This window comes from Streptomyces sp. RPT161, assembly GCF_027533845.1.
Lineage (GTDB): Bacteria > Actinomycetota > Actinomycetes > Streptomycetales > Streptomycetaceae > Streptantibioticus_A > Streptantibioticus_A silvisoli_A.
Genome location: NZ_JAPZVN010000003.1, coordinates 607,432 through 632,318, shown reverse-complemented (window position 1 = coordinate 632,318; position 24,887 = coordinate 607,432). Strand labels below are relative to the sequence as shown.

Sequence of the window (24,887 nt, the reverse complement as noted above, 5' to 3'; positions counted from 1 at the left end):
CTTTACCAATCACCCGAAGAGGTGACACCGCTCTGTGCCTGGCCAAACCGGACGTCTTCTGTGTGGGAACTGTGCGGCAACCATGCGGCGGCAAAGTCGCGTCCATCTCACGGGGCATTTCTCATCCGAGCCCCGTACGGGCCGCCGCAGGTCGAATTTCCGGCTGTTTCCGAGCTATTCCATGACGGTGTTGACCGCGATGACGCCGATGCTGACGTGATGTTTCCGACAGCGGCTACCGGCCGAGGATCAGCTTCTCCAGGGCCGCCCGGGCCCGCGCGTCCGACGCCGCGCGGGCCGCGATGGCGCTCGCCAGCTCCCGTACCCACTCGTCCAGCGCGACCGGGCGGCGGGACAGCACCACGCCGCGCACCTCCTTGCACACCTCACCCGTCGGACGGCCGCCGGCCAGGTTCAGCACCAGCCGCTGCTCGCCCAGCGAGACGTCCAGCCGCTCCACCCGGCCCTCACGGCCCGCCAGCCGGTCGGCCATACCGCGCTTGCGCTCCACCGCGACCGAGCCGGGCGGCAGCGCGTCCGCCAGGGTGCCGGTGAGCACCCGCGCGTACACGTCGAGATCGGCGGCGTCCTGGCGCAGCGCGGCGGCCAGCAGCTCCACGGAGTCGGGTGAACCGCCCGGTTCGTACGGTGTGGGGTCGTTGGGGGTCATCACGAGCGAGCCTTGTCTGGAGTGGATGAATACGCTACTCGGGGCGGTCAGCCGTCCAGGCTGAGCACCATCGTGGGCCGTTCGATGACATGGTCGTCGCGCAGTGGCCGTACCGCCGTGCCGATCGCGAAGAACTCCGTGGTGTGGCCGCCCCACCGGTGGTTGTGGGAGTTCAGCTGGACGCCCACGATGCCCTCCGCGTGCAGCTCCTCCGCCTCGTGCTGCATCCGCTCCATCGCCAGCTCACGCGCGTCGTACAGGGCCTGGGTGAACGGTTCGATCTCCACGTTCTTGCCGAAGTTGGAGAACACCGAGCCCATCTTCTGGTGCGCGATGTGGTAGACGCAGGTGCCCATCACCATGCCCAGCGGCGCGTAACCGGCGCGGATCAGCGTCCAGAAGTCCTGGCCGCTCAGGTCGGAGGTGAACGGCTGGCCCTTGATGTTGCGCCAGCTGCCGTCGCCGCCCGGAGCCGGGGCGTCCGCCTTGACCGCGGTGCCGATGGCGATGAACTCCGCGATGTCGTTGCCGAATTCACGCGCCTCGACCGACAGCCGCACGCCCACGATGCCGTCCGCGCCGAGCTGCGCCGCCTCCGCCTCCATCCGCGTCATCGCCAGCTCACGCGCGTGGTACATGGCCTGGCTGAGCGTGGTCAGCTCCTGGTTCTTGCCCCAGCGGCCCAACTGGATCCCGACGTGGTAGATCGAGCTGCCCAGCACCAGGCCGATGGGCCGGAAGCCCGCCTCGCGCACCAGCAGGAACTCGTTGACCGACAGGTCACTGGTGAAGATCCCGCCCGGCTTGCCCGGCTGCAGCTCGGCCAGTCGGCGCATCGCGTCGGCCGGTACGCCCTGGGCGGTGGGGTCGGTGGCGGTCATGATCGGGTTCCCCTCGTTGCGTGGTCATCGGCGGTACGGGCGTGCGGCTGTTCGCGGATCATTCGGTACCGTCCAGTTCCGACAGCTCGGCCAGCATCTGGCGCACCTCGGTCGGATCGGTGCCGTAGGAGTCCAGCTCGCGTTCGATGCGCCTGCGCAGCCGCTTCCGCCTGGAGTCCAGCGGCATGATGCTCAGGGTGCGTGGCGGGGCCTCGCGTACCTGGAAGGCGGCCACCGCCGTGCCGACCAGGGTGGCCTCGGCGGCGTGGTCCTCGGCGTCGGACTCGCTGTTGCGGTTGCGCGCCCGCACGCAGCGCTCGCCCCATACCCTCAGGTCGCTGCTGCCCAGCACCACGCCGTTGGCGCCGCTCCTGGCGGCCTGGCCGTACAGCTGGGCCCGGGCGTCGTGCCGGGTGGCTCCGACCAGGTCGGTCCAGCCGGTGACCTCCTGGTTGCCCGCGCCGAGCCAGTTCTGCCGCCGGGTCGTCCAGTCGTTGTGCCGTACCCCGATGGACAGGCCGATCAGCAGCTCCACCGGCACCCATCCGGCCGAGACCAGCTTGGCGAACCCCTGCCCGTCCAGATGCGTGGTGAACGGCCGCGGCGGACGCACCGGCCCCTGCGCGCGCACCGCGGTGCCGATGACCTGGAACTCCAGGCAGTTCGGCGCGGCCGGAAACGGCGCGATGGTCAGGTTGGCGGCCACCACACCGTCGCCGCCCAGCGCCGAGCACTCCGCGGACATCCGGCCGAGCGCCTTGTGCCGGGCGGCCATCAGCACCTCGACCAGCGCCCGCGACCCGGCCCCCTGACCGGAGAGCGCCACCTGCGCCGGAGACGACATCCGGCCGGAGAACCCGGCGTACTGGTACCCGCAGTCGTAGTAGCCCCAGAACGGACCGCTGCGCGACACCTGGTAGACGGCCGAGCCCATCACCTGGCCCACCGGTTCGAAGCCCACCGAGCGGATCGCCGCGAACTCTCCGGTGGACACCGCGGACGACCAGGTGCCAGTGCGCCGCGCCTCGGCGGTCCTGGCCGCCGCCACCGGGGGCAGGGCCGCTCCCGGTGACCACTCGCCGCTCATGGAAAACCAACTCCCCGTCCGTGTTGGCGCGCTGGTCTGGGAGGCCGAGTCTAGGACCTCGGACCAATGGCGCGCACACAGGTGCCGAAGCGGTGACGCGCGGCGGTGAAGGGCTGCTGCAGGGACTGTGGCGAGGCCGCCGCCGGGGGGCCGATACTGTGCTGACATGGCGATCAACGGGGCGGCGGACCACCAGGAACAAGGATGTGCGCTGCTGCTGACCTCCGCACCTCCCGGCAGACGCCGCGTGTTGGACACCGCCTCGGCGCTGCCGCTGCTCGCGGCCGTGCCGCCGCACGTCCTCACCGGCACCCGGTCCGGCGGCAACGTCGTGCAGCTGGTGGATCCGGTGGACGCCAACACCGTGACCACCCATCTGCACACCGCCGCGACCACACCGGGACCGCTGCTGGTCTACGTCTGCGGACAGCTCACCGTCGACCGCAAGCAGCGGCTGCCGCACCTGGTGCTCGGCCGCACCACGGCGGACACCGTGCGCTACACGGCGCTGCCGTGGCACTGGCTGGCCGCCGCGTTCCAGCAACGGCCGCCCGGCAGTACGGCGGTGGTGTGCGACCTGGTCGCCGACGACACGGCGTGGCAGCTGATATCCACCCGGCCCGAGCTGCTGGCAGGCGGCCTCGCGCTGTACGGGGTGTTGGCTCCGCCGCCGCCCAAGCGGGAGACCAGCGGGTGCGCGTACAGCCGGGCGCTCGCCGAGCTGCTGCGGGCCGCCACCGTCCGTCCGCCCCTGGGCCAGCTGCACCAGGAGGCGGCAGCGGCGGCCGGGGCGACGGGCGGTCGGCAGCTGTTGTTCGCAGGCGGACGGCAGCCCCAGCAGCCGTACTACGGCGGGACCGCCGCCGAAATCCCGTGCGCCGCCGGGGCGTTCGCACCGGATCGGCACCAACTCCCCGCCCCCAGGCCCGCGCTGCTGGAACCCGCCGACCGGGTACCGCCCGCCCCGCCCGAGCCCCCGCGGGCCGACAGCCGTGTGGCGGCCCCCGCCGCACCCCCGCCCGCCGCGGCCGATCCGCACGCCGCCATCCGCGAGGCGGCCCGCGCCGGACGCCACACCGAGGCCGCGGCCATAGCGGCCGCGTGGGAGCAGGCCGCGCTACGCGCCGCCGGACCCTCCTCGGCGGAGGCGGTCCACTGGGTGGAGGTACGGGCCGACCTCGCCATGCTCGCCCAGGACACCGGCCGCGCCTGCGAGTTGTGGCTGACTGCGGCCGACGCCCGGCTGAGGGGCGGCCAGGACACCGAGGACGAGGCCGTGGTCAACGCGGTCGACCGCGCCCACCACTGCTGGTCCCGGGTCACCGACCCGGGCCGGGCCCGGCAACTCGCTCCGGAGCTGGTGCGGTTGCGCCGCCAGGTGGTGGGCCACCAGCCCGACGCGCTACACGCCCTGCGGCAACGCCTGGACGCTCTGGGAGCTTCGCCCACGGAAGGGCTCGCCAACTAGCGTTTCCCGTCGCCTCGGTGGGGGTTCGCGCTCCGTTCGGCGGGGCCGCGGTGCCCTTGGCCTCCGGCCGCGGGACCGCGGCCCGGCTCGGCGTCAGCTGTCGCTGCGGGGGCGTTCCAGGGTGAAGCGGTCCACCGGCTTCATCGCTCCGCCCGCGCCGGTCACCGCGTAGTACGTGACGTGGATCCGGGTCCGGCCGCCCGGCTGGCCGGGGTCCACGTCGAAGGCGCAGAAGCCGTACGGGTTCTCCCGGTCGCGGAAGGCGGACCACGGCGCGTCCTCGTGCGCGTAGACAGGCTGGTAGTGGCCGTTCGCCCTGGTGTCGCCGCGGGCGACGATCACCTTGGCGGTCTTCCCGTCGTACAGCTTGCCGTTGGACGTGAAGCCCATGCCGCCACCGCCGATCACCATGTGCACGGTGCCCTTGCTGGTGTCGGCCAGCGCGAGGTCGGTGGAGACCGGGATGGGGGTGCCCGTCGTGTTCCCCTGCTGGCCGCGGATGGGCAGCGACCGTTCGTAGTGGTGCTCATGGCCGCAGACGACCAGGTCGACGCCGTACCGGTCGAACAGTGGCAGCCAGGCCTTGCGCACACCGAGGTCGGCGCCGTTGAAGTCGGCGGTGGAGATCACCACCTGGTGCATGCAGACCACGATCCAGTCGATCTCCCGGTCGGCCCTGGTGCGCCGCAACTCCTGTTCCAGCCAGCGCTCCTGGGCACCCGCCGAGTAGCCGCGGATGTACGATCCGCCCGCGTCCTGGTAGGCGACGTCATCGTTCTGGAGCATGATGACGCGTACCGAACCGGCGGTGAACGCGTACCACAGGCCCTTGAACTCGTCCTCGGCTCCGTTGTCCGGGAAGTCGAAGTACGTCTGGTAGCCGCGGAAGCCGATGGGGCCGTTGCCCAGTTCGTTCTCGTGGTTGCCCGCGGTGGGCATCCAGGGGCGGTTGCGGGCGCTGCGGCCGTTGTTGATGAACCAGTCGCGCCACACCCGGGTCGGGTTGGCCGACAACTGGGCGTAGCACAGGTCCCCGTTGAGCAGGTGGAACAGCGGAGCCACCTGTTCCACCGCGGACGTGGTGTCCCCCGCGTACTGCGAGCCGAAGTTGTCCTGGCCCCAGAGTCCCCCGGACTGCGCCTTGTTGACCTGCGGGGTGGCCTGGTCGCCGAAGCTGGTGAAGGTGAACGGGCGCCGTCCGCGCGGTGCCGTACGGAAGGTGCCCGCCTCCGGGGTGGCCCCGTCGTGCACCGCCATGTACAGGTACTCAGTGCCGGGTCGCAGACCCCGGATGCGGGCGTGGTGGGCCTGTACCTCCTCGCCGGTGACCGGGTCGCGGTATGTCCGGGTCTCCGCCGGACAGGTGGTGCCGACGCCGTGCTCGACCGTGCCGAGCAGCACCCGGGGACGGCGTACCGAGACATCCGTCTGCCAGGAGACCGTCACCTCGCGGGAGGCGTCGGCGCCGAACTGCAGGTGCACTCCGGTGAGTGCGGGAGCGTCCAGCCTGCTCGGGGTGGTCAGCAGGGTGGCGGAGGGGGCGGGCAGGGCGGTGGCCCGGCCGCCGTCCACGGCGATGAGGGAGACACCTGCTCCGGCCGCGCTGAGCAGGCCCCGGCGGGAGACGGACGGCCGGGACGTAGGAGGTTCGGTGCGACTCATGGGGGCCGACGATGCCCGCTGGATGTGTCGTCGCGGATGTCACACGGCGAAGAATGGCCGACGAGCGACCGAACAGGGCTGAAACGAGACCCGTTTGGCCCGGACGCGGCGGCGAACCCGCACGCCCCGCCCGGGCCCTACAGGGTCAGCGGGCGGCGTGCGAGCCGTGCGCCCGGCGCCTGCGGCCCAGTACCAGCAGTGCGCCACCGGCGGCCAGCACGGCGGCCGCGGCACCGGCGACGACCGGTGTGGCGCTGGAGCCACCGGTCTCGGCCAGGCCGCCCGACTTCGAGGGCGAGGGGACCGGTGCGACGGCGGACGGGGAGGAGCTGAGCGTCGCCGTGACGGTGGGCAGCGGGCTGCTGGACGGCGGCGCGCTGGACGGGGTGGGGCTGGGCGACGGCGAGGTGCTCGCGCACACCGGCGCGGTCTTGGTCTGGTCCACGCTGTACCGCTGGTCGTCACCGGCCCGCACGATCAGCTCCACCTGCAACGGGCCGGTGTGCGCGGGCAGTCGGAGCGAGTTGTGATAGGCGTCGCCGAACGCGGTCGTCGGCAGCAGGTCCCTGCCGTCGGCCTTGACCGCCACCGTGTTCGTGGCGCGAGCGTTGTAGTAGGTGAGGTCGATCGAGACCTTGTCGCAGGTCACCGACCAACCCGGGACATGTGCTGAGGCGGGCGCGGCGAGTACGCCGCTCCCGAGCAGGGCCGTGAGGACGGCAGCGGCGACGACGCCCGATCTCCTGCCGCCACGGCTCGCTCTGGTCATGTGCTCTCCTTCAACTTCCCCTGGCGGCGCCCCCGTTGCGCCGCGAGCCTGTGAGAGGGGCGGCACACTACTCCTGTCCGGTGACGCGCCGGAAACCATGGCCATGGGTGGAGTGGCGTCCCGTGATGCGCGTCGACCGCTCGGTGATCTTCGAGGGGCCGCGGGGCGCGCCCGGTTCTTATGACAAATTCACCCCCCGCGTGCTAGAGGCGCACCGGAGCGGGTTAGACTAGCTTGCTGGATACAAGCAATACACTGTGGAGGCGGAAGGCGATGGGCGAGGGGACGGACCAGGCGGGGCTGCCCGAAGCGGCGGCCGGTCTCGGTACCGAGCTGGTACGGCTCACCCGGCTGATCGCGGCCTGGAAGCAGCGCGCCAAGCACGAGCCGGGCGCCGCTGACCGGGTGCTGCTCGCCAGACTGGTGATCGGTGGCGAGCGCAGGGCGACCGATCTGGCCGCGGACGCCTTCCTCGACCTGTCGACCGTCAGTCGGCAGGTGCGCTCCCTGGTGGAGCGGGGGCTGGTCGAACGCCGACCGGACCCGGAGGACCGGCGAGGGTCGCTGCTGACCGCGACCGAGGCCGGGCGCGCGGCGTTCGAGCACTACCAGCGCCAGCGCGACGCGGAACTGGCCGAGCTCCTGGAGCCCTGGCCAGCTGAGGACCGCCGTGAGCTGATCCGGCTCATGGCACGACTCAACGACGACTTGGTGGAACAACAACAGGCGCGGCTCTGCCCCGGGGGACACGCGGGCACCGCGGCGAAGCAGGGAGAAATACACGTATGAGCACGTCCGCGTCTCCGCCGACCGCGGAGCCCAAGGCGATACCCTCGCCGGGCGGCATGAGCCACCGGCAGATCCTGACCATCCTCAGCGGCCTCATGCTCGGCATGTTCCTGGCCGCTTTGGACCAGACCATCGTCAGCACCTCGATCCGCACCATCGCCGACGACCTGCACGGACTGAGCCAGCAGGCCTGGGCCACCACCGCGTACCTGATCACCTCCACGATCGCCACGCCGCTGTACGGCAAGCTGTCCGACCTGCACGGGCGCAAGCCGTACTTCCTCACCGCGATCAGCGTGTTCATCGTCGGCTCGGCGATGTGCACCTTCTCCACCTCGATGACCGAGCTGGCGGCCTTCCGGGCGTTCCAGGGCATCGGCGCGGGTGGTCTGATGTCGCTCGCCCTGGCGATCATCGGTGACATCGTGCCGCCCCGCGAGCGCGCCCGCTACCAGGGCTACATGCTCGCCACCTTCGCCACATCGAGCGTCGCCGGACCGCTGATCGGCGGCTTCCTGGCCGGCCAGAGCTCCCTGCTGGGCATCACCGGCTGGCGCTGGGTGTTCCTGGTCAACGTGCCGATCGGCATCGTCGCGCTGTTCGTCGTCGCCAAGGTGCTCAACATCCCGCACACCCGCCGCGAGCACCGCATCGACTGGTGGGGCGCCGTCACCATCGCCATCGGCGTGGTGCCGCTGCTGCTCGTCGCAGAGCAGGGCCGCGACTGGGGCTGGGGCTCCACGAAGTCCGTCGTCTGCTACGCGATCGGCGCTGTCGGCATCATCGCCTGGATCTTCGTGGAGCGGTGGATCGGCGACGACGCGCTGATCCCGATGCGGCTGTTCCGCAACGGCACCTTCAGCAAGACCAGCCTGCTGTCCGTGCTCATCGGTATGGGCATGTTCGGCGGAATGCTGATGATCCCGCAGTACCTCCAGATCGTTAAGGGCGCCAGCCCGACCAAGTCCGGTCTGGAAATGCTGCCGTTGATGCTCGGCATGATCATCGCCTCGGTCGTCTCCGGCCAGGTGACGTCCAGGACCGGGCGCTACAAGATCTTCCCCGTCATCGGCACCCTGCTGATGGTTGCCTCGATGCTGCTGTTCTACCGCGAGGTGCAGTGGGACACCCCGCTGTGGCAGACCATGGTCTACATGCTCGTCTTCGGCCTCGGCCTGGGCGGATGTCTGCAGACCCTGGTGCTCGCGGTGCAGAACGCCGTGCCGCCGAAGGACATGGGCGTGGCGACCGCCTCGTCCACCTTCTTCCGGCAGATGGGCGCCACCGCCGGTACCGCGATCTTCCTGTCGGTGCTCTTCAGCAACGTCGGCGGCAAGATCTCCTCGGCGTTCAAGGCAGCGGTGCACACCGACTGGTTCCAGGCGGCGCTGCAGGACCCGTCGGTGCTGTCCAACTCCGCCAACCAGCCCGTGCTGAGCATGCTGAAGCACCCCGGTGCGGCCGGCGGCTCCTCAGGTGTGCTCAACGACTCGTCGTTCATCCAGAAGCTGGACCCGCGGCTGGCCGAGCCCTTCAAGCAGGGCTTCGCCGACTCGATGCACACCGTCTTCCTGCTGGGTGCCGTCGTGGTCGCGGTGGCGTTCCTGCTGATGCTGTTCATCAAGGAGGTCCCGCTGCGCCAGGTCTCCGGCCTCCAGGCCCGCGCCGCCGAGGCGGCGGAGTCGGCCGGGGATGCCGGCGAGCCGTCCGCCGCACCGACCGTGGAGCAGGCCGCGGCCGTGGCGGTCGAGCCCGGCAGCGGCGCCCACCGGCGGGAGGGCGGACCGACGGAAGCCGTCGAACTGGCCGCCGCCACGGCCCTGTTGGACCGCACCGGTCTGTCGGTACGCGGTCTGGTGACGGACGGCGAGGGCGCCCCCGTCCCGCAGGCCGTGATCACCCTGATCGACGTCGGCGGGCGCCAGCTCGGCCGTACCACCACCCAGGCCGACGGCCGGTACGTTCTCGACGCGCCCGGTAGCGGCACCTATGTGCTGATCGGCTCCGCCGGGGCCCGTCAGCCGCAGGCGGCCACCGTGGTGCTCGGCGACGCCCCGGTCGACTTCGACCTCACGCTCAGCGGTGCGGCCGGTCTGACCGGTGCGGTACGGGACGCAACGGACGGCGAACCGCTGCCGGGCGCGCTGGTGGTGGCCACCGATGTGCGCGGCGAGGTCGTTGCCTCCGGCGCCGCCGGAGTGGAGGGCGACTTCGCCTTCGGTGAACTGGTTCCGGGCAGCTACACGCTCGCGGTCAGCGCCGACGGGCACCGCCCGGCCGCACTGCCCGTCGAGGTGGTGAGCGGCACGCCCAACTGGTACGAGGTGCGGCTCTCGCCGGGTGCCCGCATCCGCGGCACGGTGCGCACGCCGGACGGTGCGCCGCTGGACGCGGCCAGGGTGACCCTGCTCGACCCGGCCGGCAACGTGGTCGGCACCTCGACCACGGGGGCCGACGGCGTGTACGGGTTCAGCGACCTGGAGCGCGGCCAGTACACGGTGATCGCCAGCGGGTACCCGCCGGTCGCCACCCAGGTGCAGCTCGACACCACCGGGCGAGAAGGGTTCGACGTGGACCTGGCCCACGAGCAGTAACCGCCCATGTGGGGCGGGTCCGCCGGACCCGCCCCACTACTGGTTCCGGCGCCGGTCGAGCGCCGCGGCCACGGCTCCGACGAGAGCCGCGACCAGCAGGACGACGAGCCCGGCGCGGTCCGTCGACCGCCAGGCCAGTTCGCCCTGGCGGTTGACGAGGAACCCGTCGAAGAACAGCCAGCAGACCACCGCCACCGCCGGAGCCCACACCATCCTCGTGGTCTGCGCGGCGACCCCGGCGGTGAGCACGGCGAAGACCGCCGTCGAAAACCACAGGTGACCGCGCCCGCCACCCAACGCGAGGGCGGCGGCCAGCACCGCCGCCGACGCGTAGCCGACCGGCAGCACAAGATCACCGATCAACGTACGCGGCCGGGAGCCACGCCGCGCCACTCGCACCCAGTGCACCGAAGCCATTGGGCTCACCTCCCGCTTGAGCCTGTCCAGCGGAAGGCGCACGGCGTCCCGAAGCGCCGGGACGTTAGCGCCACCCATACCGGCAACCGGCCGATTTTTACGGCGCGTTGACGGACGGTGCCGCCCCAGGCGGTACCGGCCCCCTCCTGGCGCCTTTACGGCCCGCTGACGTCGCGGGGCGTATCCATAGACCTGTGGACGGGCGCCAACGCGGGGGTCTGGCGTCCGTCCATCCAGCTCAGCGGTCGGCCGCGGCCCTCACCGTGTGGCGGAGCAGGAGCGCCGTGGTGACCGGTCCCACGCCGCCCGGGACCGGGGTGAGCGCCGCCGCGCGATGGCCGACCGCCTCGGCGGCCACGTCACCGGTCAGCCCGCCGTCGGACGTCGGGTTGGTGCCGACGTCGATCACGGTCGCGCCGGGGCGGACATGGTCCGCGGTGATCAGTCCGGGCCGCCCTGCGGCCGCCACGACCACGTCCGCGGTCGAGGTGACGCCCGGCAGGTCGACGGTGCGCGAATGGCAGACGGTGACCGTGGCGTTCCGGTCCAGCAGCAGGTGCGCGAGCGGCTTGCCCACCACCGTGGAGCGGCCGACCACCGCGACCCGCCGTCCGGCCAGTTCGACGCCGTAGTGGTCGAGCAACGCCACCACCGCCTCGGCGGTGGCCGGAGGATGGGCGGGCAGTCCGGCCGCCAACCGGCCGAGGCTGAGCGGATTCGCGCCGTCCACGTCCTTGCCGAACGCGATGGCACCGGCCAGCTCCTCCAACGCGGCCCCGCCGGGCAGCGGCGTCTGCAGCATCACCCCGTGCACCGAGCCATCCGCGCTGAGGCGGTCGAGAGCCGCCACGATGGTGTCCGCCGCCGCGTCGGGCCCGAGGTCGACGATGTCGCAGGCGATGCCGCTCTGCCCGGCCGCCTTGGCGATGGACCGCACGTACCAGGCACTGGACTCGTCGGCCGTCGCCACCACCACCGCCAGCTTCGGCGGACGGCCGGAGGCGGTCAGGGCCGCCGCCCGCTCGGTGGTCTCGGCGCGGATGGCGGCGGCGAGTTCCCTGCCGTACAGGGCGGTGGCGGTCATTCGGCGATCTCCGCGCGTACCGTGGCGGTGACCCGGTCGGCGCGGGTCGCGATGCCGTCCACCTCGCCGGCCACCTCGGCCAGTTCGGCGCGCGCCCGCTCGTCGGTGATGCCGCCCAGGTTGACCTCGATGTTGACCCGGGCGGTGGTGGCCGCCGCGCGGGCGGCCTCGACCGCGGCGGCGACGTCGGACAGGACGTTGCGGTTGCCCACCGGGAGCAGTCCTTCAGCCGCGGTCACCACCTGCTCGGCGACGCCGATGACCTCCGAGGGCGGCCAGGCGGCGCCGACGAGGGCCGCGGCGATGGCGGCCGAGCGCGCCGCCCTCTCCTCGTCGGTGCCCTTGGGCAACCGGTACGCGTCCGCCACGGCCCCGAACGCCGCCGCGTCGTCCTGCGCGAGTTGCAGGGCCGCCGCCCGCAGCTCGTCGGTCGCGGTGATGATCCGCTCGATGGCCTCGTGGTGTTCCGCGTACTTGGCGCCGGTGGTGTAGCGGGCCACCATGCCCAGCAGGGCCGCCCCCTGCGCAGCGTGCAGCGCGGCCGACGCACCGCCGCCGGGGGCCGGCTGCCGCGCGGCCAGTCGCTCCAGGAATCCGCTGATCGTCTCGTCACGCACGGTCGGTTGTCCTCCGGGCGGTATGGGATGGGAAGGGCCGGAACCCAGGCGAAGAGCCTAATCCGAGCCAGGGCGCCGCCGGCCGACATCGGCGTCCGCGTCACGCCCGCACGCGCCTCCTAGGATCGGCGTATGACAGCGACTCAGGACTTCGAGGGCCCGGCGGCGAGCTGGCGGATCGGCGCCATCACCGTGCACCGGGTGGACGAGCTGGCGCTCACCGGCATGGGCCCCCGGGTTTTCGCCGACCTGCCGTCCGATCTCGTGCCGCTCACCCCGTGGCTGGCCCCCGACCACGTCGACGCGTCCGGTGAACTCGTCGGCGCCGTCCAGACGTTCGCGGTGGAGGTCGCGGGCCGCAAGGTCCTGGTCGACACCGGGATCGGCAACGGAAAGACGCTGCCGAACCCGCGGTGGAGCGGCCTGGACACCCCGTTCCTCGACCGGCTGGCCGCCATCGGCTTTCCGCCGGAGAGCGTCGACCTGGTGGTCAACACCCATCTGCACGCCGACCACATCGGCTGGAACACCCGCCTGGACAACGGCCGTTGGGTGCCCACCTTCCGCAACGCCCGCTATCTGACGACCCGTGTCGAGTACGAGTACTGGTATTCGGCCGATCTCCCGCCGGAGCGGCGGCGGATGTTCACCGAGTCCGTCGACCCGGTGCGCGACAGCGGCCTGCTGGATCTGGTGGACGTACCGCCCACCGGTCTTGAGGTCGTTCCCGGGCTCACCCTGCTACCGGCGCCGGGCCACACTCCCGGGCAGGTAACGGTGCGGCTGGCCGGGGCGGGTGGCGCGGCGCTGATCACCGCGGACTGCATGCACCATCCGGTACAGCTGGCCAGGACCGAGGTGTGCAGCGTCTTCGACACCGACCCGGCGCAGGCCGTGCGCACCCGCCAGGCACTGCTGGCCGAGGTCGCGCAGACCGACACGCTGCTGCTCGGCACCCATTTCGCCCCACCGACCGGCGGTCGCGTACGGCGGGACGGCGACGGCTACCGTCTGGTGTCGCGGCGTAACCCGCGCGGCGCGGAGGACTTGCGGATCAAACCGTAAAATCACCGCGTATCCCTGACGCAGAGCCACGGAGACGACCACCGATGACCGACCCGGCCCCGGCCGCCTCCGTACCGCCGGCGCACGACCCGCACGATCCGTTCGTGCGGGTCCGCGGCGCGCGTGAGCACAACCTGCGCGGTGTCGATGTGGACCTGCCGCGCGACGCGCTGGTCGTGGTCACCGGAGTGTCCGGCTCCGGCAAGTCCTCACTCGCCTTCGGGACGATCTACGCGGAGGCGCAGCGCCGCTACTTCGAGTCCGTCGCGCCGTACGCCCGGCGGCTGATCCACCAGGTGGGGGTGCCCAAGGTCGGCGAGATCACCGGGCTGCCGCCCGCGGTGGCGCTGGAGCAGCGCCGTTCCGCGCCGACCTCGCGCTCCTCGGTGGGCACCGTGACGACGCTGTCCAACTCGCTGCGGATGCTGCTCTCGCGCGCCGGAACGTATCCGCACGACGCGGGCGAACGGCTGGACTCCGACGCGTTCTCGCCGAACACCGCGGCGGGCGCCTGTCCCGAGTGCCACGGTCTGGGCACGGTGCATCGCGTCACCGAACGCTCGCTGGTGCCGGACCCGGGGCTCAGCATCCGCGAGGGCGCGATCGCCGCCTGGCCGGGCGCCTGGCAGGGCAAGAACCTGCGGGACATCCTGGACGCCCTCGGCTACGACACCGACCGCCCCTGGCGCGAACTGCCGCAACGGGACCGCGACTGGATCCTGTTCACCGACGAGCAGCCGGTGGTCACCGTTCACCCGGTACGGGAGGCGGACCGCATCCAACGCCCGTACCAGGGCACCTACCAGAGCGCACGGCGGTATGTGCTGCACACCTTCGCCGACTCCAAGAGCCCCGCGCTGCGCGCCCGTGCCGAGCGGTTCCTGGTCAGTGAGCGGTGCCCGGTGTGCGACGGGCGCAGGCTGCGGCCGGAGGCGCTGGCGGTCACCTTCGCCGGGTACGACATCGCGCGGTTGGCGGCGATGCCGCTGGCCCGGCTCGCCGAGGTGCTGCGGCCGACCGCCGACGCCCCCGGCGACGGTGTGGCCCGGACCATCGCCCGCGACCTGGTCGCGCGCATCGAGGTGCTGACCGAACTCGGCCTCGGCTACCTGGGAATGGACCGGGCCACCACCACGCTGTCCGCGGGCGAGCTGCAACGGCTGCGGCTGGCAACGCAGTTGAGGTCCGGCCTGTTCGGCGTGGTGTACGTGCTGGACGAGCCGTCGGCCGGGCTGCATCCGGCGGACACCGTCGCGCTGCTCACCGTGCTGGAACGGCTGATCGCCGCGGGGAACTCGCTGCTGGTGGTCGAGCACGACATGGACCTGGTGCGCCGCGCGGACTGGCTGGTCGACGTGGGGCCGCACGCGGGGGAGCGGGGCGGGCGGATCCTGCACAGCGGCCCGGTCGCCGCGCTGCGGGACGTCGATGAGTCGGCCACCCGGCGCTTCCTGTTCCGTACGCCGCCCGGCGCCGAGGCGGCCCGCAGGCCCCGCCGACCCTCGGCGTGGCTGCGGCTGCGCGGTGTCACCCGGCACAATCTGCGCGACCTGGACGCGGACGTACCGCTCGGCGTGTTCACCGCCGTCACCGGAGTGTCCGGGTCCGGCAAGTCGACGCTGATCAGCCAGGTCCTCGCCGAGGTGCTGGCGGAGCACCTGGGCACCGCCGCCCAGGCCGAGGAGACGACAGCCGACCTGACGGCTCGACAAGTAGCCGCCGTCGAGGGGCTTTCGGCCGTCCACCGGCTCGTGCGTGTCGACCAGAGGCCCATCGGCCGTACCCCGAGGTCCAACCTCGCCACCTACACCGGGCTGTTCGACGCGGTACGGAAGCTGTTCGCGGCGACCGAGGAGGCGAAGTCGCGCGGCTACACCGCCAGCCGCTTCTCGTTCAACGTCGCGGGTGGCCGCTGCGAGACCTGCCAGGGCGAGGGCTTCATCAGCGTGGAGCTGCTGTTCCTGCCGGGTGGCTACGCGCCCTGTACGGAGTGCCACGGCAGCCGCTACAACCGGGAGACCCTGGAGGTGACGTACCGGGGTGCCTCCATCGCCGACGTCCTGGAGCTGACGGTCGACGCGGCGGCCGAGTTCCTCGCCGACGTGCCCGCCGCGGTTCGCAGCCTGCGCACGCTGCGCCAGGTGGGCCTCGGCTATCTGCGGCTGGGCCAGCCCGCCACCGAGCTGTCCGGCGGCGAGGCGCAGCGCGTCAAGCTCGCGGCCGAGCTGCAGCGGGCCACCCACCGCGATCGCGGGCACACCCTCTACCTGCTGGACGAGCCGACCACCGGGCTGCATCCGGCCGACACCGAGGTGCTGATGAGCCAGTTGTCCGAGCTGGTGGCGGCGGGGAACTCGGTGGTCGTCGTGGAGCACGACATGGATGTGGTGGCCGCCGCCGACTGGGTCATCGACCTCGGCCCGGGCGGTGGCGACGAGGGCGGCCGGATCGTGGCCGCGGGCACCCCCGCCCAGGTCGCCGCCCAGCCCGCCAGCCGTACCGCGCCGTATCTCGCGGCCCGGCTGCCGGACGGGAAGAATCCGGCCGCCGGGTGACTTGTACGGGGACATGAAGTCGATCGTCTACACCCAACACGGCGGTTCCGATGTCCTCACTCTTGTGGAACGGCCGATTCCGGAGCCTGGGCCGGGCGAGGTCCGGGTCAGGGTGCACGTCTCCGGTGTCAACCCCACCGACTGGAAGACCCGTACCGCCCCGGTGTTCGGCCCGCTCGGTGAGCGGGGGCAGGTGCCCAACCAGGATGGTGCCGGGGTCATCGACGCCGTCGGCGAGGGGGTGCCCGCCGACCGGATCGGCGAGCGGGTGTGGCTGTGGGAGGCGGCCTGGCGGCGCGCCGACGGCACCGCGCAGCAGTACCTGGTCATTCCCCAGCGGCAGGCCGTGGCGCTGCCCGAGCACGCCTCCTTCGAGCTGGGCGCGAGCCTGGGCGTCCCGGCGCTCACCGCGCACCGCTGTCTGACCGTCGCCGACGGGGGACCCACTCGGCTGACCCCGGGCAGCCTCGCGGGCCGCACCGTGCTGGTCGCCGGCGGGGCGGGGGCGGTGGGCAACGCCGCGATCCAGTTGGCGCGTTGGGCCGGGGCCACCGTGATCACCACGGTCAGCGGTCCGTACAAGGTGGAGCTGGCCAAGGCGGCCGGTGCCCACCATGTGGTCAACTACCGTACGCGGGACGCCGCTTCGGCGATCGGTGAGATTGCGCCCGCGGGTGTCGACATCATCGTGGAGGTGGCTCCGGCGGCCAACGCCGAGCTGGACCACGCGGTGGCCGCGCAGAACGCGGTGATCGCCTACTACGCGGGCAACCCCGATGACGAACTGCGGATCCCGGTGCGGGCGGCGATGACCGGCAATCTGCGCTGGCAGGGCGTGCTGCTGTACTTCGTCTCCAACGAGGCCAAGAAGAACGCGGTCGCCGATGTCTCGGCGGCGGTGGCGGACGGCGCGTTCCGGGTCGGTGAGCGGGCGGGACTGCCGCTGCACCGGTTCCCGTTGGAGCGCACCGCCGACGCCCATGACGCGGTGCGCGACAACGCGGTGGGCAAGGTGCTGATCGAGGTGGAACACTCCGCCTGACAGCGGTGTTGCCCCAAGGTGCGAAGAGGGAATGAGGAGGCGTGATGTCAGAGCGTGAGCACGGCCACCGCGTTACCGCGGTGCCCGGTTCCCAGCACGTCAGGGTGGAGATCGACGGCCGGATGGTGGCCGACAGCCGCCGCCCGGTCCTGGTGTACGAGACGGGCCACAAGGTCCGTTACTACCTGCCGCCGGAGGATGTCGACCTCACCCTGTTCGAGTCCACGGACACGCGGACCACGTGCCCGTTCAAGGGCGTGGCGTCGTACTGGAGTTACGTGGGCGACGGCAGCGGCACGCACGCGGACGTGGTCTGGTCGTACCAGGACCCGCTGCCGAGCGTCGAGGCGATCAAGGGCCATCTGTCGTTCTACGACACGGTGGCGTCGGTGGCCGTCGACGGAGAGCCGCCCGCCGCACCCGAGGTGTGAGCCTCACTTGGCGTCCGCGTAGCACTCCACCACGCTGGTCTCCAGCGGGAAGCGCACCGGCGTGTCCCCGAACACCAGCCGGCTCGCCTCCCGCGCCGACTCGGCGACCGCAGCCGCCACCGCCTCGGACAACTCGACCGGGGTGTGCACCATCACCTCGTCGTGCTGGAAGAACACCAGCCGAGGCGGTGTGCGGCCGTCGCAGTCCAGCGCGGCCAGCCTGCGGCGCAGCGCGGCCAGCACCGCCAGCGCCCAGTCGGCGGCGCTGGCCTGGATGGTGAAGTTACGGGTGAACCGCCCCCACGCTCGCGCCGCACGCAGCGCCGGGGACACGCCGTCCGCCGACTCCTCGTCGCTTCCCGCCCACAGGTCCGACGGTCGCGGCGAGGTGCGGCCCAACTGCGAGCGGACCACGCCGCCCGCCTCACCGATGCGCGCCGCCTCCTCGACCAGTGCCATGGCGGCCGGGAAACGGCGGCGCAGTATCGCCAGCAGTTGCCCGGCCTCGCCGCTGGTCTGCCCGTACATCGCGGCCAGCAGCCCGATCTTGGCCCGCCCGCGGTCGCCGTCGAACGCGGTGCGTGCCAGGTCCGCGTACATGTCGCCGCCCGCCGCCGCGGCGCACAGTCCGCGGTCGCCGGACATCGCCGCCAGCACCCGGGGCTCCAACTGGCCCGCGTCGGCCACCACCAAACGGTGCCCGGGATCGGCGACCACCGCGGAGCGCAGCAGCCGCGGAATCTGCAACGCGCCACCGCCGCGCGTCGCCCACCGGCCGGAGACCACCCCGCCGACCACGTACTCCGGGCGGAACCTGCCGTCGCGCACCCACTGCTCGCGCCACGCCCAGCCGTGCGCCGAGTGGACGCGGGACAGCTCCTTGTAGCGCAGCAGGATCGCGGCGGCCGGATGGTCGGCCGCCTTCAGCACATGGCTGCGGGTGGACGGCAGGCTCACCCCGACCCGGGCGAACGCCGCCAGCACCTGCGCGGGGGAGTCCGGGTTGACCGGGCGGCCGACCGCCTCCTGGAACCGCGCCGCCAACCGCTCCACCCGCTCGGGCCGGGCCCCACCCGCCGGGCGCGGCCCCAGCAACTCGGTCAGCAGCGCGTCATGGACGGCGGCGCTCCACGGCAGGCCGTCCCTGGCCATCTCCACCGCGGCCAGCGCGCCCGCCGACTCCGCCGCGCACAGCAGCCGCATCCGCTCCGGGTGCTCCACCGCCGCGATCCGCCGCCGCTGCTCGGCGTGGACCGCCACCACGGCGGTCAACTGGTCCACATCGGGCGGGAGTTGATGACGGTCGGCGGCGAACAACGACGGCTGTCCGTCGGCGCCGCCGTCGCGCGGATCATCCGGCACCGGCAGCCGGTGCAGCCGTGCCCAGGCCGCGCCCAGTGAACGAGGCTGCCCGTGGCCGCTCTCGTGGCCGAGCAGCAGGGCCTCGACGAGTTTGAGGTCATGGCAGCGGCCCAGCCGCACCGGGATCCGGTCCAGCAGCCGCGGATACAGATCGTCGGTGGCCGCCCACACCCAGCGGGGTCGCAGCCGCTCCTCCCGCCCGGCGACCGCGGACGCCAGGTCGGGCACCGGCTCGGCGGCCGAGACGGGGGTGCCGTCCCCGTCCAGCGCCTGCAGCCGTCCGCCCGGCCCCACCGGATCGGCGGCCACGGCGATCAACTCAGCCATGGCGGTGCGCCGTGCGGTGGTAGTTGGTCACCGGCCGAGCTTAAACGCTTGTTCGGCCAGCGGCGGCGTTTCAGAAGCCTGGGGTCCAGGCGATGTCCTGGTGGGCGGTGATCAGGGCGACCAGGATGGCGATGTCGGCGATGCCGAGGAACAGCCCGAGCAGCGCACGGCCGCGCCGCCGGGTGCCGCGTACCAGGGCGACCGAGGCCAGGATGATGGCGAGCGGTCCGAAGACGATGTTCAGCACGAAGGTGCCGAGCAGCCCCAGGATGAACGAGGCGACGGCCGTGCCGTCGGCGTCCGAACGCCGGGCGGTGGCCGTGGTCCGGGCCGGGACGACGGTGTCCATGGTGGTGGATTCCCTTCCGGATGCGGGAGCGGTCAGTGGTTGCGGGCGCGGGCGAGGCGCTCACGGACGTAGAACACCAGCAGCCAGCCGCCGATCAACGCTGCGGCGCCGATGAACACCGGGGCCGGTGCGTAGGCCGCCGCGCCGAAAAGGGTTCCGAGGGCGATGACGATCAGGGCGAGAGCCATGACGGGCCTTCTCCGTAAGACGTGGGACTTCGGTGAACCGAACAGTCAGTGAACAGTTGGGATGACAGTTGTTCACTGACATGCCCACTCTAGCCTGGCGAAAACGAGCGAACGACTGTTTACTGGATGATGTGAGTCACATGCTCGGGGCCGACCAGGCCCACAAACCCCTGGGCGCCAGACAGGCCCAGAAACTGCGCACCCGCCAGGCGCTGTTGGACGCGGGGCTGCGGCTGCTGGAACACCAGAGTCTGAGCAGCCTCGGGCTGCGCGAACTGACCCGTGAGGTCGGGGTCGCGCCCGCCGGGTTCTACCGGCACTTCCGCGACATGGGCGACCTCGGTGTCGCACTGGTCGAGGAGTCCTTCGGGTCGCTGCGCGAGATGGTGCGGGCCATCCGCGGCGAGCAGGCCAAGGCCGACGAGGTGATAGACGGCACCGTCGCGGTGATCGCGCGCTATGTGCGCGAACACCGCCCGCACTTCCGCTTCATCGCCCGCGAACGGTACGGCGGTGTACAGCCGGTGCGTGAGGCGATCGCCGACGAACTACGGCTGTTCGCCGAGGAGCTGGCGAGCGACCTCGCGGCACAGCCGGAGTCCGAGGGCTGGAGCCCGCAGGACGTCCGGATGCTCGCCGACCTCTATGTCGACCACATGGTGATGATCGCCATCGCCTTCCTGGACGTCCCACCCGAGCACCCCGAGTCCGAGGAGGACATCGCCAACATCGCCCGCCGCCAGTTGCGGCTGATCCGGCTGGGCCGCAGCCACTGGCTGGACGACTGAGACGGGAATTCCGGGCGGCCGTGGGCGTTGTGCTGTAAGTGACCTTGAAGACGCCCACGGTCCGGCTGTCGGTGCTGGACCGCTCCCGGACCCGGCGCGGACGGCACCCGTCGCGGGCGCTGCGCGACACCGTGGCGTTCGCCCGGCAGGCCGAGGCCTGGGGCTACCACCGCTTCTGGGTCTCCGAGCACCACGGCGTGCCCGGTGTCGCGGGCTCGGCGCCCACCGTTCTGGCCGCCGCCGTGGCCGCCGCCACCAGCCGGATCAGGGTCGGCACCGGCGGAGTCATGCTGCCCAACCACCAACCGATGGTGGTGGCCGAGCAGTTCGGGGTGCTCGCGGCACTGTTCCCCGGCCGGATCGACATGGGCCTGGGCCGCTCGGTGGCGTTCACCGACGGGGTGCGGCGGGCACTGGGCCGGGACAAGGACGCGGCCGACTACTTCGCCGCCCAACTGACCGAGCTGCTCGGCTACTTCACCGGTGAGCACCCGGTGCACGCCCGCCCCGCCGAGGGACTGACCGTTCCCGCGTTCGTACTGGCCACCGGCGCCGGGGCGCGGGTGGCCGCGGAGGCGGGGCTGCCGCTGGTGATCGCCGCCGCGCGCGGTGAGCGGCGGATGCTGGAGGCCATCGACGGCTACCGCGAGCACTTCCGGCCGTCCGCGTGGGCGGACCGGCCCTATGTGATCGTCTCCGGCACGGTGGCGGTCGCCGACACCGCCGAGGCCGCACGCGAGTTGCTGGTCCCGGAGGCCTGGTCCACCGCGTACTCCCGTACCCACGGCGAGTTCCCGCCGCTGGCACCCGCCGAGGAGATCCGGGCGCTGGACATGACGAGCCGCGAGCGCACCGAGTTCGAACGCGCCATGACCGGGCACATCCTCGGTACGGAGGAGGAAGTGGCCGACGGCCTCGGTGCGTTGATCGGGCGCACCGAGGCCGACGAGTTCCTGGTGACGACGAGCGGTTACGACCGGGAAGCCGTGTTCGGCTCCTACCGCAGGCTGGCCGCCATGACGAGCGCTACGCCGAACAGGACAGCGGCCGACCGCCGTTGAAGGCGACCAGGTCCTTCAGGATCGGGGGCAGCGGCAGTTCGACGCCGCGCGGCTCGCCGCGCAGCTCCGCGTACCCGCGGTGGAGGTTGGCCACCAGCCGCTCCGGCTCCAACAGCCCGGCGAACGCCCCGAGATCGGCGCCCCGCGCCACCTCCAACGGCTCCCGCCCGGCGGCGAAGCCCTCGGCGGCCAGCTCGCGCACCCAGCGCAGGTACTCCGCGTTGGCGTCCAGGACCTCCGGGCCGCCGACCGGACCGTGCCCGCTGACCACCACCTGCGCGTCCAACTCCCGCAGCGCCGCCAGCACTTCCAGGGTGCCGTCCAGCGACCCCTGCAGGCAGAACGGCGTGCTCTGGGAGAACGTGAGGTCGCCGGTGAACAGCACCCGCCGCTCCGGCAGCCAGGCCACCACGTCCCCCGTGGTGTGCGCCGGGCCCAGATGGATCAACTCGACCCGCAGCTCGTCGACATACAGCGTCATCCGGTCGGTGAACGTCAGCTGCGGCGGCACCAGCCGAACGTCGCCCCACTGCACATCGGGCCAGATCGAGGGCAGGTTCACGCCTTCCCGCAGCATCGTCTCCCGGGTCCGCTCATGCGCGACGACGGTCAGGCCCGGGCCGAACACCCCGGCGCCGTAGTGGTGGTCGCCATGGTGGTGGGTGAGCACCATGGTGCCGACCGGCGCGGGAGTGCGCTCGGCGATCGCCGAACGCAGCCGCAGCGCGCTCGACTCGGTGGCCGTGCAGTCGATCAGCGTGACCGCTTCCCGGCCGACCAGCACCCCGGCGTTGCTGACGCACCACCCGCCCCGCGGCTGTACGTAGGCCGACACACCATCGGCCAACTCGACCAACGCCGCCTCGTCCCGCTGCCCCACGCCTTTCGCGTCGTGCCGCACTCTTGCCGCCTCCTGGTGACTGGATGATCCGGAACGTCCCGGTGGAGTCTAGGACGCCCCACCCCGCACCATGATCACATCGGCCGTGCCTGGCGGGGCGCCTTGCGGGCGGCGCGCAGGAACTCGCGGTTCATGGTGGCGATGGACTGCAGGGGGATCCCCTTCGGGCAGGCCAGCGCGCACTCGCCGGTGTTGGTGCAGCCGCCGAAGCCCTCCGCGTCCATGGTGTCGACCATGTCGAGGACACGGCTCTCCCGCTCGGGAGCGCCCTGTGGCAGGACGTTGAGGTGGACCACCTTCGCCGAAGTGAACAGCATCGCCGACCCGTTGGGGCAGGCCGCCACACACGCCCCGCACCCGATGCACTCGGCGTGCTCGAACGCCGTGTCGGCGACGGGCTTGGGCACCGGCGTGGCATGCGCCTCCGGCGCGCTGCCGGTCGGCGCGGTGACATAGCCGCCGGAGCCGATGATCCGGTCGAACGCCGACCGGTCCACCACCAGGTCCTTCACCACCGGAAAGGCCGCCGCCCGCCACGGTTCGATGTCGATGGTGTCGCCGTCCGAGAAGTGCCGCATGTGCAACTGGCAGGTGGTGGTGCGCTCCGGGCCGTGCGCCTGGCCGTTGATCACCATCCCGCACGCGCCGCAGATGCCCTCACGGCAGTCGTGGTCGAAGGCCACCGGCTCGTCGCCGTCCAGGATCAGCCGCTCGTTGAGCGTGTCGAGCATCTCCAGGAACGACATGTCCTCGCTGATGCCGTCGACCTCGTACGTGGTCATGGCGCCGGGCTGTTCCGGGCCGCGCTGGCGCCAGACGCGCAGGGTGAGCCTCATGCGTAACTCCGCTGGGTGGGGTGGACGTACTCGAAGACCAACTGCTCCTTGTGCAGCACGGGCGGCGCGCCGGTACCGGTGAACTCCCAGGCGGCGGCGTACGAGAACCGGTCGTCGTCGCGGGCCGCCTCGCCGTCCGGGGTCTGGCTCTCCTCGCGGAAGTGACCGCCGCAGGACTCCTCGCGGTGCAGGGCGTCCAGGCACATCAGCTCGGCCAGCTCGAAGTAGTCGGCGATCCGGTTGGCCTTCTCAAGTGACTGGTTGAGCTCCTCGCCGCTGCCCGGCACCTTCACCCGGCGCCAGAACTCCGCCCGCAGCTCCGGGATCCGCTCAAGCGCCTTGCGCAGTCCGGCGTCGTTGCGCGCCATCCCGCAGTTGTCCCAGAGCAGTTCGCCGAGTTCGCGGTGGAAGGAGTCCGGGGTCCGGTCGCCGTCCACCGCCAGCAGCCGCTCCAGGCGCGCGGTGACACCGTCGACCGCCTCGGTGACCGAGGGGTGCCGGGGGTCGACGGTGTCGTGCGGATGGCGCGCCAGGTAGTCGTTGATGGTGGACGGCAGCACGAAGTAGCCGTCGGCGAGCCCCTGCATCAGCGCGCTGGCGCCGAGCCGGTTGGCGCCGTGGTCGGAGAAGTTGGCCTCCCCGACGGCGAACAGGCCGGGGACGGTGGTCTGCAGGTCGTAGTCCACCCACAGTCCGCCCATGGTGTAGTGGATCGCCGGATAGATGCGCATCGGCACCTCGTACGGGTTCTCCGCGGTGATGCGCTCGTACATCTCGAAGAGGTTGCCGTACTTCTCCGCGACCTTCTCGCGTCCCATCCGCGCTATCGCGTCGGCGAAGTCCAGGTAGACGCCCTGCCCGCCGGGACCCACACCGCGTCCCTCGTCGCAGACGTTCTTCGCGGCCCGCGAGGCGATGTCGCGCGGCACCAGGTTGCCGAACGAGGGGTAGATCCGCTCCAGGTAGTAGTCGCGCTCGTCCTCCGGGATCTGCTCCGGCGGGCGGTTGTCGCCCTTCGCCCTGGGCACCCAGATCCGTCCGTCGTTGCGCAGCGACTCGCTCATCAGCGTCAGTTTCGACTGGTGCTCGCCGGAGCGCGGAATGCAGGTGGGGTGGATCTGGGTGAAGCACGGGTTGGCGAAGTACGCGCCGCGCCGGTGCGCCCGCCAGATGGCTGTGGCGTTGGAGTTCTTGGCGTTGGTCGACAGGTAGAAGACGTTTCCGTAGCCGCCGGAGGCCAGTACCACGGCGTCCCCGAAGTACGTGGCGATCTCACCGGTGACCAGGTCGCGGGCGACGATGCCGCGCGCCCGACCGTCGATCACGATCAGGTCCAGCATCTCGGTACGGGCGTGCATCTCCACGTTCCCCGCCGCGATCTGCCGGGACAGCGCCTGGTAGGCGCCGAGCAGCAGCTGCTGGCCGGTCTGGCCCCGGGCGTAGAACGTGCGCGAGACCTGCACACCGCCGAAGGAGCGGGTGTCGAGCAGTCCGCCGTACTCGCGGGCGAACGGCACGCCCTGCGCCACGCACTGGTCGATGATCTCCACCGAGACCTGTGCCAGGCGGCGGACGTTGGACTCGCGGGCGCGGAAGTCGCCGCCCTTGACGGTGTCGTAGAACAGCCGGTGGATGGAGTCGCCGTCGTTGCGGTAGTTCTTGGCCGCGTTGATGCCGCCCTGGGCGGCGATCGAGTGGGCGCGGCGCGGTGAGTCCTGGTAGCAGAACTGGATGACGCGGTAGCCCTGTTCGGCCAGGGTGGCACCGGCGGAGCCGCCCGCGAGGCCGGTGCCGACCACGATCACGGTGTGCTTGCGGCGGTTGGCCGGATTGACCAGCTTCGCGGTGAAGCGGCGGCGGTCCCACCGCTCCTCGATCGGCCCAGCCGGGGCCTTGGTGTCGGCGATCGGCTCGCCGGTCAGGTAGGCGGTGTACGAGGTCATG

At 71.9% G+C, this 24,887-nt stretch carries 23 protein-coding genes; 9 read left to right on the top strand and 14 right to left on the bottom strand.

The annotated features are described in order from the left end of the window. Window positions 1-235: 235 nt before the first annotated feature. The 3 genes from O5O46_RS10955 to O5O46_RS10945 are packed head-to-tail and all read right to left on the bottom strand — an operon-like array spanning window position 236 to window position 2,638. A complete protein-coding gene (locus tag O5O46_RS10955) occupies window positions 236-670 on the bottom strand; it encodes a hypothetical protein (RefSeq protein ID WP_269855132.1) in 435 nt (144 codons plus the stop codon). Between the two features lie 47 nt (window positions 671-717). Beyond that, on the bottom strand, window positions 718-1,551 hold the full coding sequence (locus O5O46_RS10950; protein WP_269855131.1) for a heavy metal-binding domain-containing protein: 834 nt from the start codon (window positions 1,549-1,551) through the stop codon (window positions 718-720). Window positions 1,552-1,609: 58 nt separating this feature from the next. Continuing rightward, entirely contained in the window at window positions 1,610-2,638 is a 1,029-nt protein-coding gene (locus O5O46_RS10945; RefSeq protein ID WP_269855130.1) for a heavy metal-binding domain-containing protein, read from the bottom strand. 166 nt (window positions 2,639-2,804) lie between these two features. On the opposite strand from O5O46_RS10945, the gene O5O46_RS10940 reads away from it, so the two are divergent. Next, entirely contained in the window at window positions 2,805-4,106 is a 1,302-nt protein-coding gene (locus O5O46_RS10940; RefSeq protein ID WP_269855129.1) for a hypothetical protein, read from the top strand. Between the two features lie 93 nt (window positions 4,107-4,199). Here the strand turns inward: O5O46_RS10940 and O5O46_RS10935 are convergent, their stop codons facing one another. Further along, window positions 4,200-5,768, bottom strand: coding sequence for a purple acid phosphatase family protein (locus O5O46_RS10935; RefSeq protein WP_269855128.1), 1,569 nt, complete (start codon window positions 5,766-5,768; stop codon window positions 4,200-4,202). Window positions 5,769-5,913: 145 nt separating this feature from the next. Next, the gene (locus O5O46_RS10930) at window positions 5,914-6,537 is read right to left on the bottom strand and encodes an LAETG motif-containing sortase-dependent surface protein (RefSeq protein WP_269855127.1); all 624 of its coding nucleotides are present in this window, start codon (window positions 6,535-6,537) and stop codon (window positions 5,914-5,916) included. A 273-nt stretch (window positions 6,538-6,810) separates the two neighbouring features. Between O5O46_RS10930 and O5O46_RS10925 the strand changes: the two genes are divergently transcribed. Next, window positions 6,811-7,326 carry a MarR family winged helix-turn-helix transcriptional regulator gene (locus O5O46_RS10925; RefSeq protein WP_269855126.1) on the top strand — a complete coding sequence of 172 codons (516 nt, stop codon included), beginning with the start codon at window positions 6,811-6,813 and terminating at the stop codon, window positions 7,324-7,326. Then, entirely contained in the window at window positions 7,323-9,920 is a 2,598-nt protein-coding gene (locus tag O5O46_RS10920) for an MFS transporter (RefSeq protein ID WP_269855125.1), read from the top strand. Before O5O46_RS10925 ends, O5O46_RS10920 begins: the two co-directional genes overlap by 4 nt. A gap of 36 nt (window positions 9,921-9,956) precedes the next feature. Here O5O46_RS10920 and O5O46_RS10915 read toward each other — a convergent pair whose 3' ends face one another. The 3 genes from O5O46_RS10915 to O5O46_RS10905 all read right to left on the bottom strand — a co-directional run bounded on the left by O5O46_RS10915 (window position 9,957) and on the right by O5O46_RS10905 (window position 12,038). Further along, on the bottom strand, window positions 9,957-10,337 hold the full coding sequence (locus O5O46_RS10915; protein ID WP_269855124.1) for a DUF4118 domain-containing protein: 381 nt from the start codon (window positions 10,335-10,337) through the stop codon (window positions 9,957-9,959). Between the two features lie 238 nt (window positions 10,338-10,575). Then, the gene (locus tag O5O46_RS10910) at window positions 10,576-11,421 is read right to left on the bottom strand and encodes a bifunctional 5,10-methylenetetrahydrofolate dehydrogenase/5,10-methenyltetrahydrofolate cyclohydrolase (protein ID WP_269855123.1); all 846 of its coding nucleotides are present in this window, start codon (window positions 11,419-11,421) and stop codon (window positions 10,576-10,578) included. Beyond that, a complete protein-coding gene (locus O5O46_RS10905) occupies window positions 11,418-12,038 on the bottom strand; it encodes a cyclodeaminase/cyclohydrolase family protein (protein WP_269855122.1) in 621 nt (206 codons plus the stop codon). The genes O5O46_RS10910 and O5O46_RS10905 overlap by 4 nt, the downstream gene beginning before the upstream one ends. Window positions 12,039-12,170: 132 nt before the next feature. Between O5O46_RS10905 and O5O46_RS10900 the strand changes: the two genes are divergently transcribed. Genes O5O46_RS10900 through O5O46_RS10885 form a run of 4 tightly spaced genes read left to right on the top strand, consistent with a single transcriptional unit; the run spans window position 12,171 to window position 17,131 of the window. Beyond that, complete coding sequence (locus O5O46_RS10900) at window positions 12,171-13,103, top strand: MBL fold metallo-hydrolase (protein WP_269855121.1); 933 nt, start codon at window positions 12,171-12,173, stop codon at window positions 13,101-13,103. A gap of 44 nt (window positions 13,104-13,147) precedes the next feature. Continuing rightward, window positions 13,148-15,658, top strand: coding sequence for an excinuclease ABC subunit UvrA (gene uvrA / locus O5O46_RS10895; RefSeq protein WP_269855120.1), 2,511 nt, complete (start codon window positions 13,148-13,150; stop codon window positions 15,656-15,658). Between the two features lie 13 nt (window positions 15,659-15,671). Continuing rightward, window positions 15,672-16,700 carry an NADPH:quinone reductase gene (locus O5O46_RS10890; RefSeq protein WP_269855119.1) on the top strand — a complete coding sequence of 343 codons (1,029 nt, stop codon included), beginning with the start codon at window positions 15,672-15,674 and terminating at the stop codon, window positions 16,698-16,700. Between the two features lie 44 nt (window positions 16,701-16,744). After that, entirely contained in the window at window positions 16,745-17,131 is a 387-nt protein-coding gene (locus O5O46_RS10885) for a DUF427 domain-containing protein (RefSeq protein ID WP_269855118.1), read from the top strand. A gap of 3 nt (window positions 17,132-17,134) precedes the next feature. On the opposite strand, the gene O5O46_RS10880 is transcribed toward O5O46_RS10885, so the two are convergent. The 3 genes from O5O46_RS10880 to O5O46_RS10870 all read right to left on the bottom strand — a co-directional run bounded on the left by O5O46_RS10880 (window position 17,135) and on the right by O5O46_RS10870 (window position 19,357). Then, complete coding sequence (locus O5O46_RS10880; RefSeq protein WP_269855117.1) at window positions 17,135-18,820, bottom strand: bifunctional 3'-5' exonuclease/DNA polymerase; 1,686 nt, start codon at window positions 18,818-18,820, stop codon at window positions 17,135-17,137. Window positions 18,821-18,890: 70 nt separating this feature from the next. Further along, on the bottom strand, window positions 18,891-19,169 hold the full coding sequence (locus O5O46_RS10875) for a DUF4190 domain-containing protein (RefSeq protein ID WP_269855116.1): 279 nt from the start codon (window positions 19,167-19,169) through the stop codon (window positions 18,891-18,893). Window positions 19,170-19,201: 32 nt separating this feature from the next. Beyond that, window positions 19,202-19,357, bottom strand: a complete 156-nt coding sequence (locus O5O46_RS10870) for a hypothetical protein (RefSeq protein WP_269855115.1) — start codon at window positions 19,355-19,357, stop codon at window positions 19,202-19,204. A 140-nt stretch (window positions 19,358-19,497) separates the two neighbouring features. On the opposite strand from O5O46_RS10870, the gene O5O46_RS10865 reads away from it, so the two are divergent. Further along, on the top strand, window positions 19,498-20,145 hold the full coding sequence (locus tag O5O46_RS10865; RefSeq protein ID WP_269855167.1) for a TetR family transcriptional regulator: 648 nt from the start codon (window positions 19,498-19,500) through the stop codon (window positions 20,143-20,145). A gap of 38 nt (window positions 20,146-20,183) precedes the next feature. Further along, on the top strand, window positions 20,184-21,206 hold the full coding sequence (locus O5O46_RS10860; protein WP_269855114.1) for an LLM class flavin-dependent oxidoreductase: 1,023 nt from the start codon (window positions 20,184-20,186) through the stop codon (window positions 21,204-21,206). Here the strand turns inward: O5O46_RS10860 and O5O46_RS10855 are convergent. The 3 genes from O5O46_RS10855 to O5O46_RS10845 all read right to left on the bottom strand — a co-directional run bounded on the left by O5O46_RS10855 (window position 21,172) and on the right by O5O46_RS10845 (window position 24,886). Further along, window positions 21,172-22,107, bottom strand: coding sequence for an MBL fold metallo-hydrolase (locus tag O5O46_RS10855; RefSeq protein ID WP_269855113.1), 936 nt, complete (start codon window positions 22,105-22,107; stop codon window positions 21,172-21,174). The genes O5O46_RS10860 and O5O46_RS10855 overlap by 35 nt on opposite strands. A gap of 74 nt (window positions 22,108-22,181) precedes the next feature. Beyond that, a complete protein-coding gene (locus tag O5O46_RS10850) occupies window positions 22,182-22,943 on the bottom strand; it encodes a succinate dehydrogenase/fumarate reductase iron-sulfur subunit (protein WP_269855112.1) in 762 nt (253 codons plus the stop codon). Beyond that, window positions 22,940-24,886, bottom strand: coding sequence for a fumarate reductase/succinate dehydrogenase flavoprotein subunit (locus O5O46_RS10845; RefSeq protein ID WP_269855111.1), 1,947 nt, complete (start codon window positions 24,884-24,886; stop codon window positions 22,940-22,942). The genes O5O46_RS10850 and O5O46_RS10845 overlap by 4 nt, the downstream gene beginning before the upstream one ends. Between the last annotated feature and the right edge of the window lies 1 nt (window position 24,887).

Coding starts and splice junctions, on each gene's coding strand:
- O5O46_RS10870 (WP_269855115.1), bottom strand. CDS start 19,357: ATGGCTCTCGCCCTGATCGTCATCGCCCTCGGAACCCTTTTCGGCGCG.
- O5O46_RS10935 (WP_269855128.1), bottom strand. CDS start 5,768: ATGAGTCGCACCGAACCTCCTACGTCCCGGCCGTCCGTCTCCCGCCGG.
- O5O46_RS10945 (WP_269855130.1), bottom strand. CDS start 2,638: ATGAGCGGCGAGTGGTCACCGGGAGCGGCCCTGCCCCCGGTGGCGGCG.
- O5O46_RS10865 (WP_269855167.1), top strand. CDS start 19,498: ATGCTCGGGGCCGACCAGGCCCACAAACCCCTGGGCGCCAGACAGGCC.
- O5O46_RS10845 (WP_269855111.1), bottom strand. CDS start 24,886: ATGACCTCGTACACCGCCTACCTGACCGGCGAGCCGATCGCCGACACC.
- O5O46_RS10925 (WP_269855126.1), top strand. CDS start 6,811: ATGGGCGAGGGGACGGACCAGGCGGGGCTGCCCGAAGCGGCGGCCGGT.
- uvrA (WP_269855120.1), top strand. CDS start 13,148: ATGACCGACCCGGCCCCGGCCGCCTCCGTACCGCCGGCGCACGACCCG.
- O5O46_RS10875 (WP_269855116.1), bottom strand. CDS start 19,169: ATGGACACCGTCGTCCCGGCCCGGACCACGGCCACCGCCCGGCGTTCG.
- O5O46_RS10950 (WP_269855131.1), bottom strand. CDS start 1,551: ATGACCGCCACCGACCCCACCGCCCAGGGCGTACCGGCCGACGCGATG.
- O5O46_RS10900 (WP_269855121.1), top strand. CDS start 12,171: ATGACAGCGACTCAGGACTTCGAGGGCCCGGCGGCGAGCTGGCGGATC.
- O5O46_RS10850 (WP_269855112.1), bottom strand. CDS start 22,943: ATGAGGCTCACCCTGCGCGTCTGGCGCCAGCGCGGCCCGGAACAGCCC.
- O5O46_RS10940 (WP_269855129.1), top strand. CDS start 2,805: ATGGCGATCAACGGGGCGGCGGACCACCAGGAACAAGGATGTGCGCTG.
- O5O46_RS10920 (WP_269855125.1), top strand. CDS start 7,323: ATGAGCACGTCCGCGTCTCCGCCGACCGCGGAGCCCAAGGCGATACCC.
- O5O46_RS10915 (WP_269855124.1), bottom strand. CDS start 10,337: ATGGCTTCGGTGCACTGGGTGCGAGTGGCGCGGCGTGGCTCCCGGCCG.
- O5O46_RS10910 (WP_269855123.1), bottom strand. CDS start 11,421: ATGACCGCCACCGCCCTGTACGGCAGGGAACTCGCCGCCGCCATCCGC.
- O5O46_RS10955 (WP_269855132.1), bottom strand. CDS start 670: ATGACCCCCAACGACCCCACACCGTACGAACCGGGCGGTTCACCCGAC.
- O5O46_RS10930 (WP_269855127.1), bottom strand. CDS start 6,537: ATGACCAGAGCGAGCCGTGGCGGCAGGAGATCGGGCGTCGTCGCCGCT.
- O5O46_RS10880 (WP_269855117.1), bottom strand. CDS start 18,820: ATGGCTGAGTTGATCGCCGTGGCCGCCGATCCGGTGGGGCCGGGCGGA.
- O5O46_RS10890 (WP_269855119.1), top strand. CDS start 15,672: ATGAAGTCGATCGTCTACACCCAACACGGCGGTTCCGATGTCCTCACT.
- O5O46_RS10885 (WP_269855118.1), top strand. CDS start 16,745: ATGTCAGAGCGTGAGCACGGCCACCGCGTTACCGCGGTGCCCGGTTCC.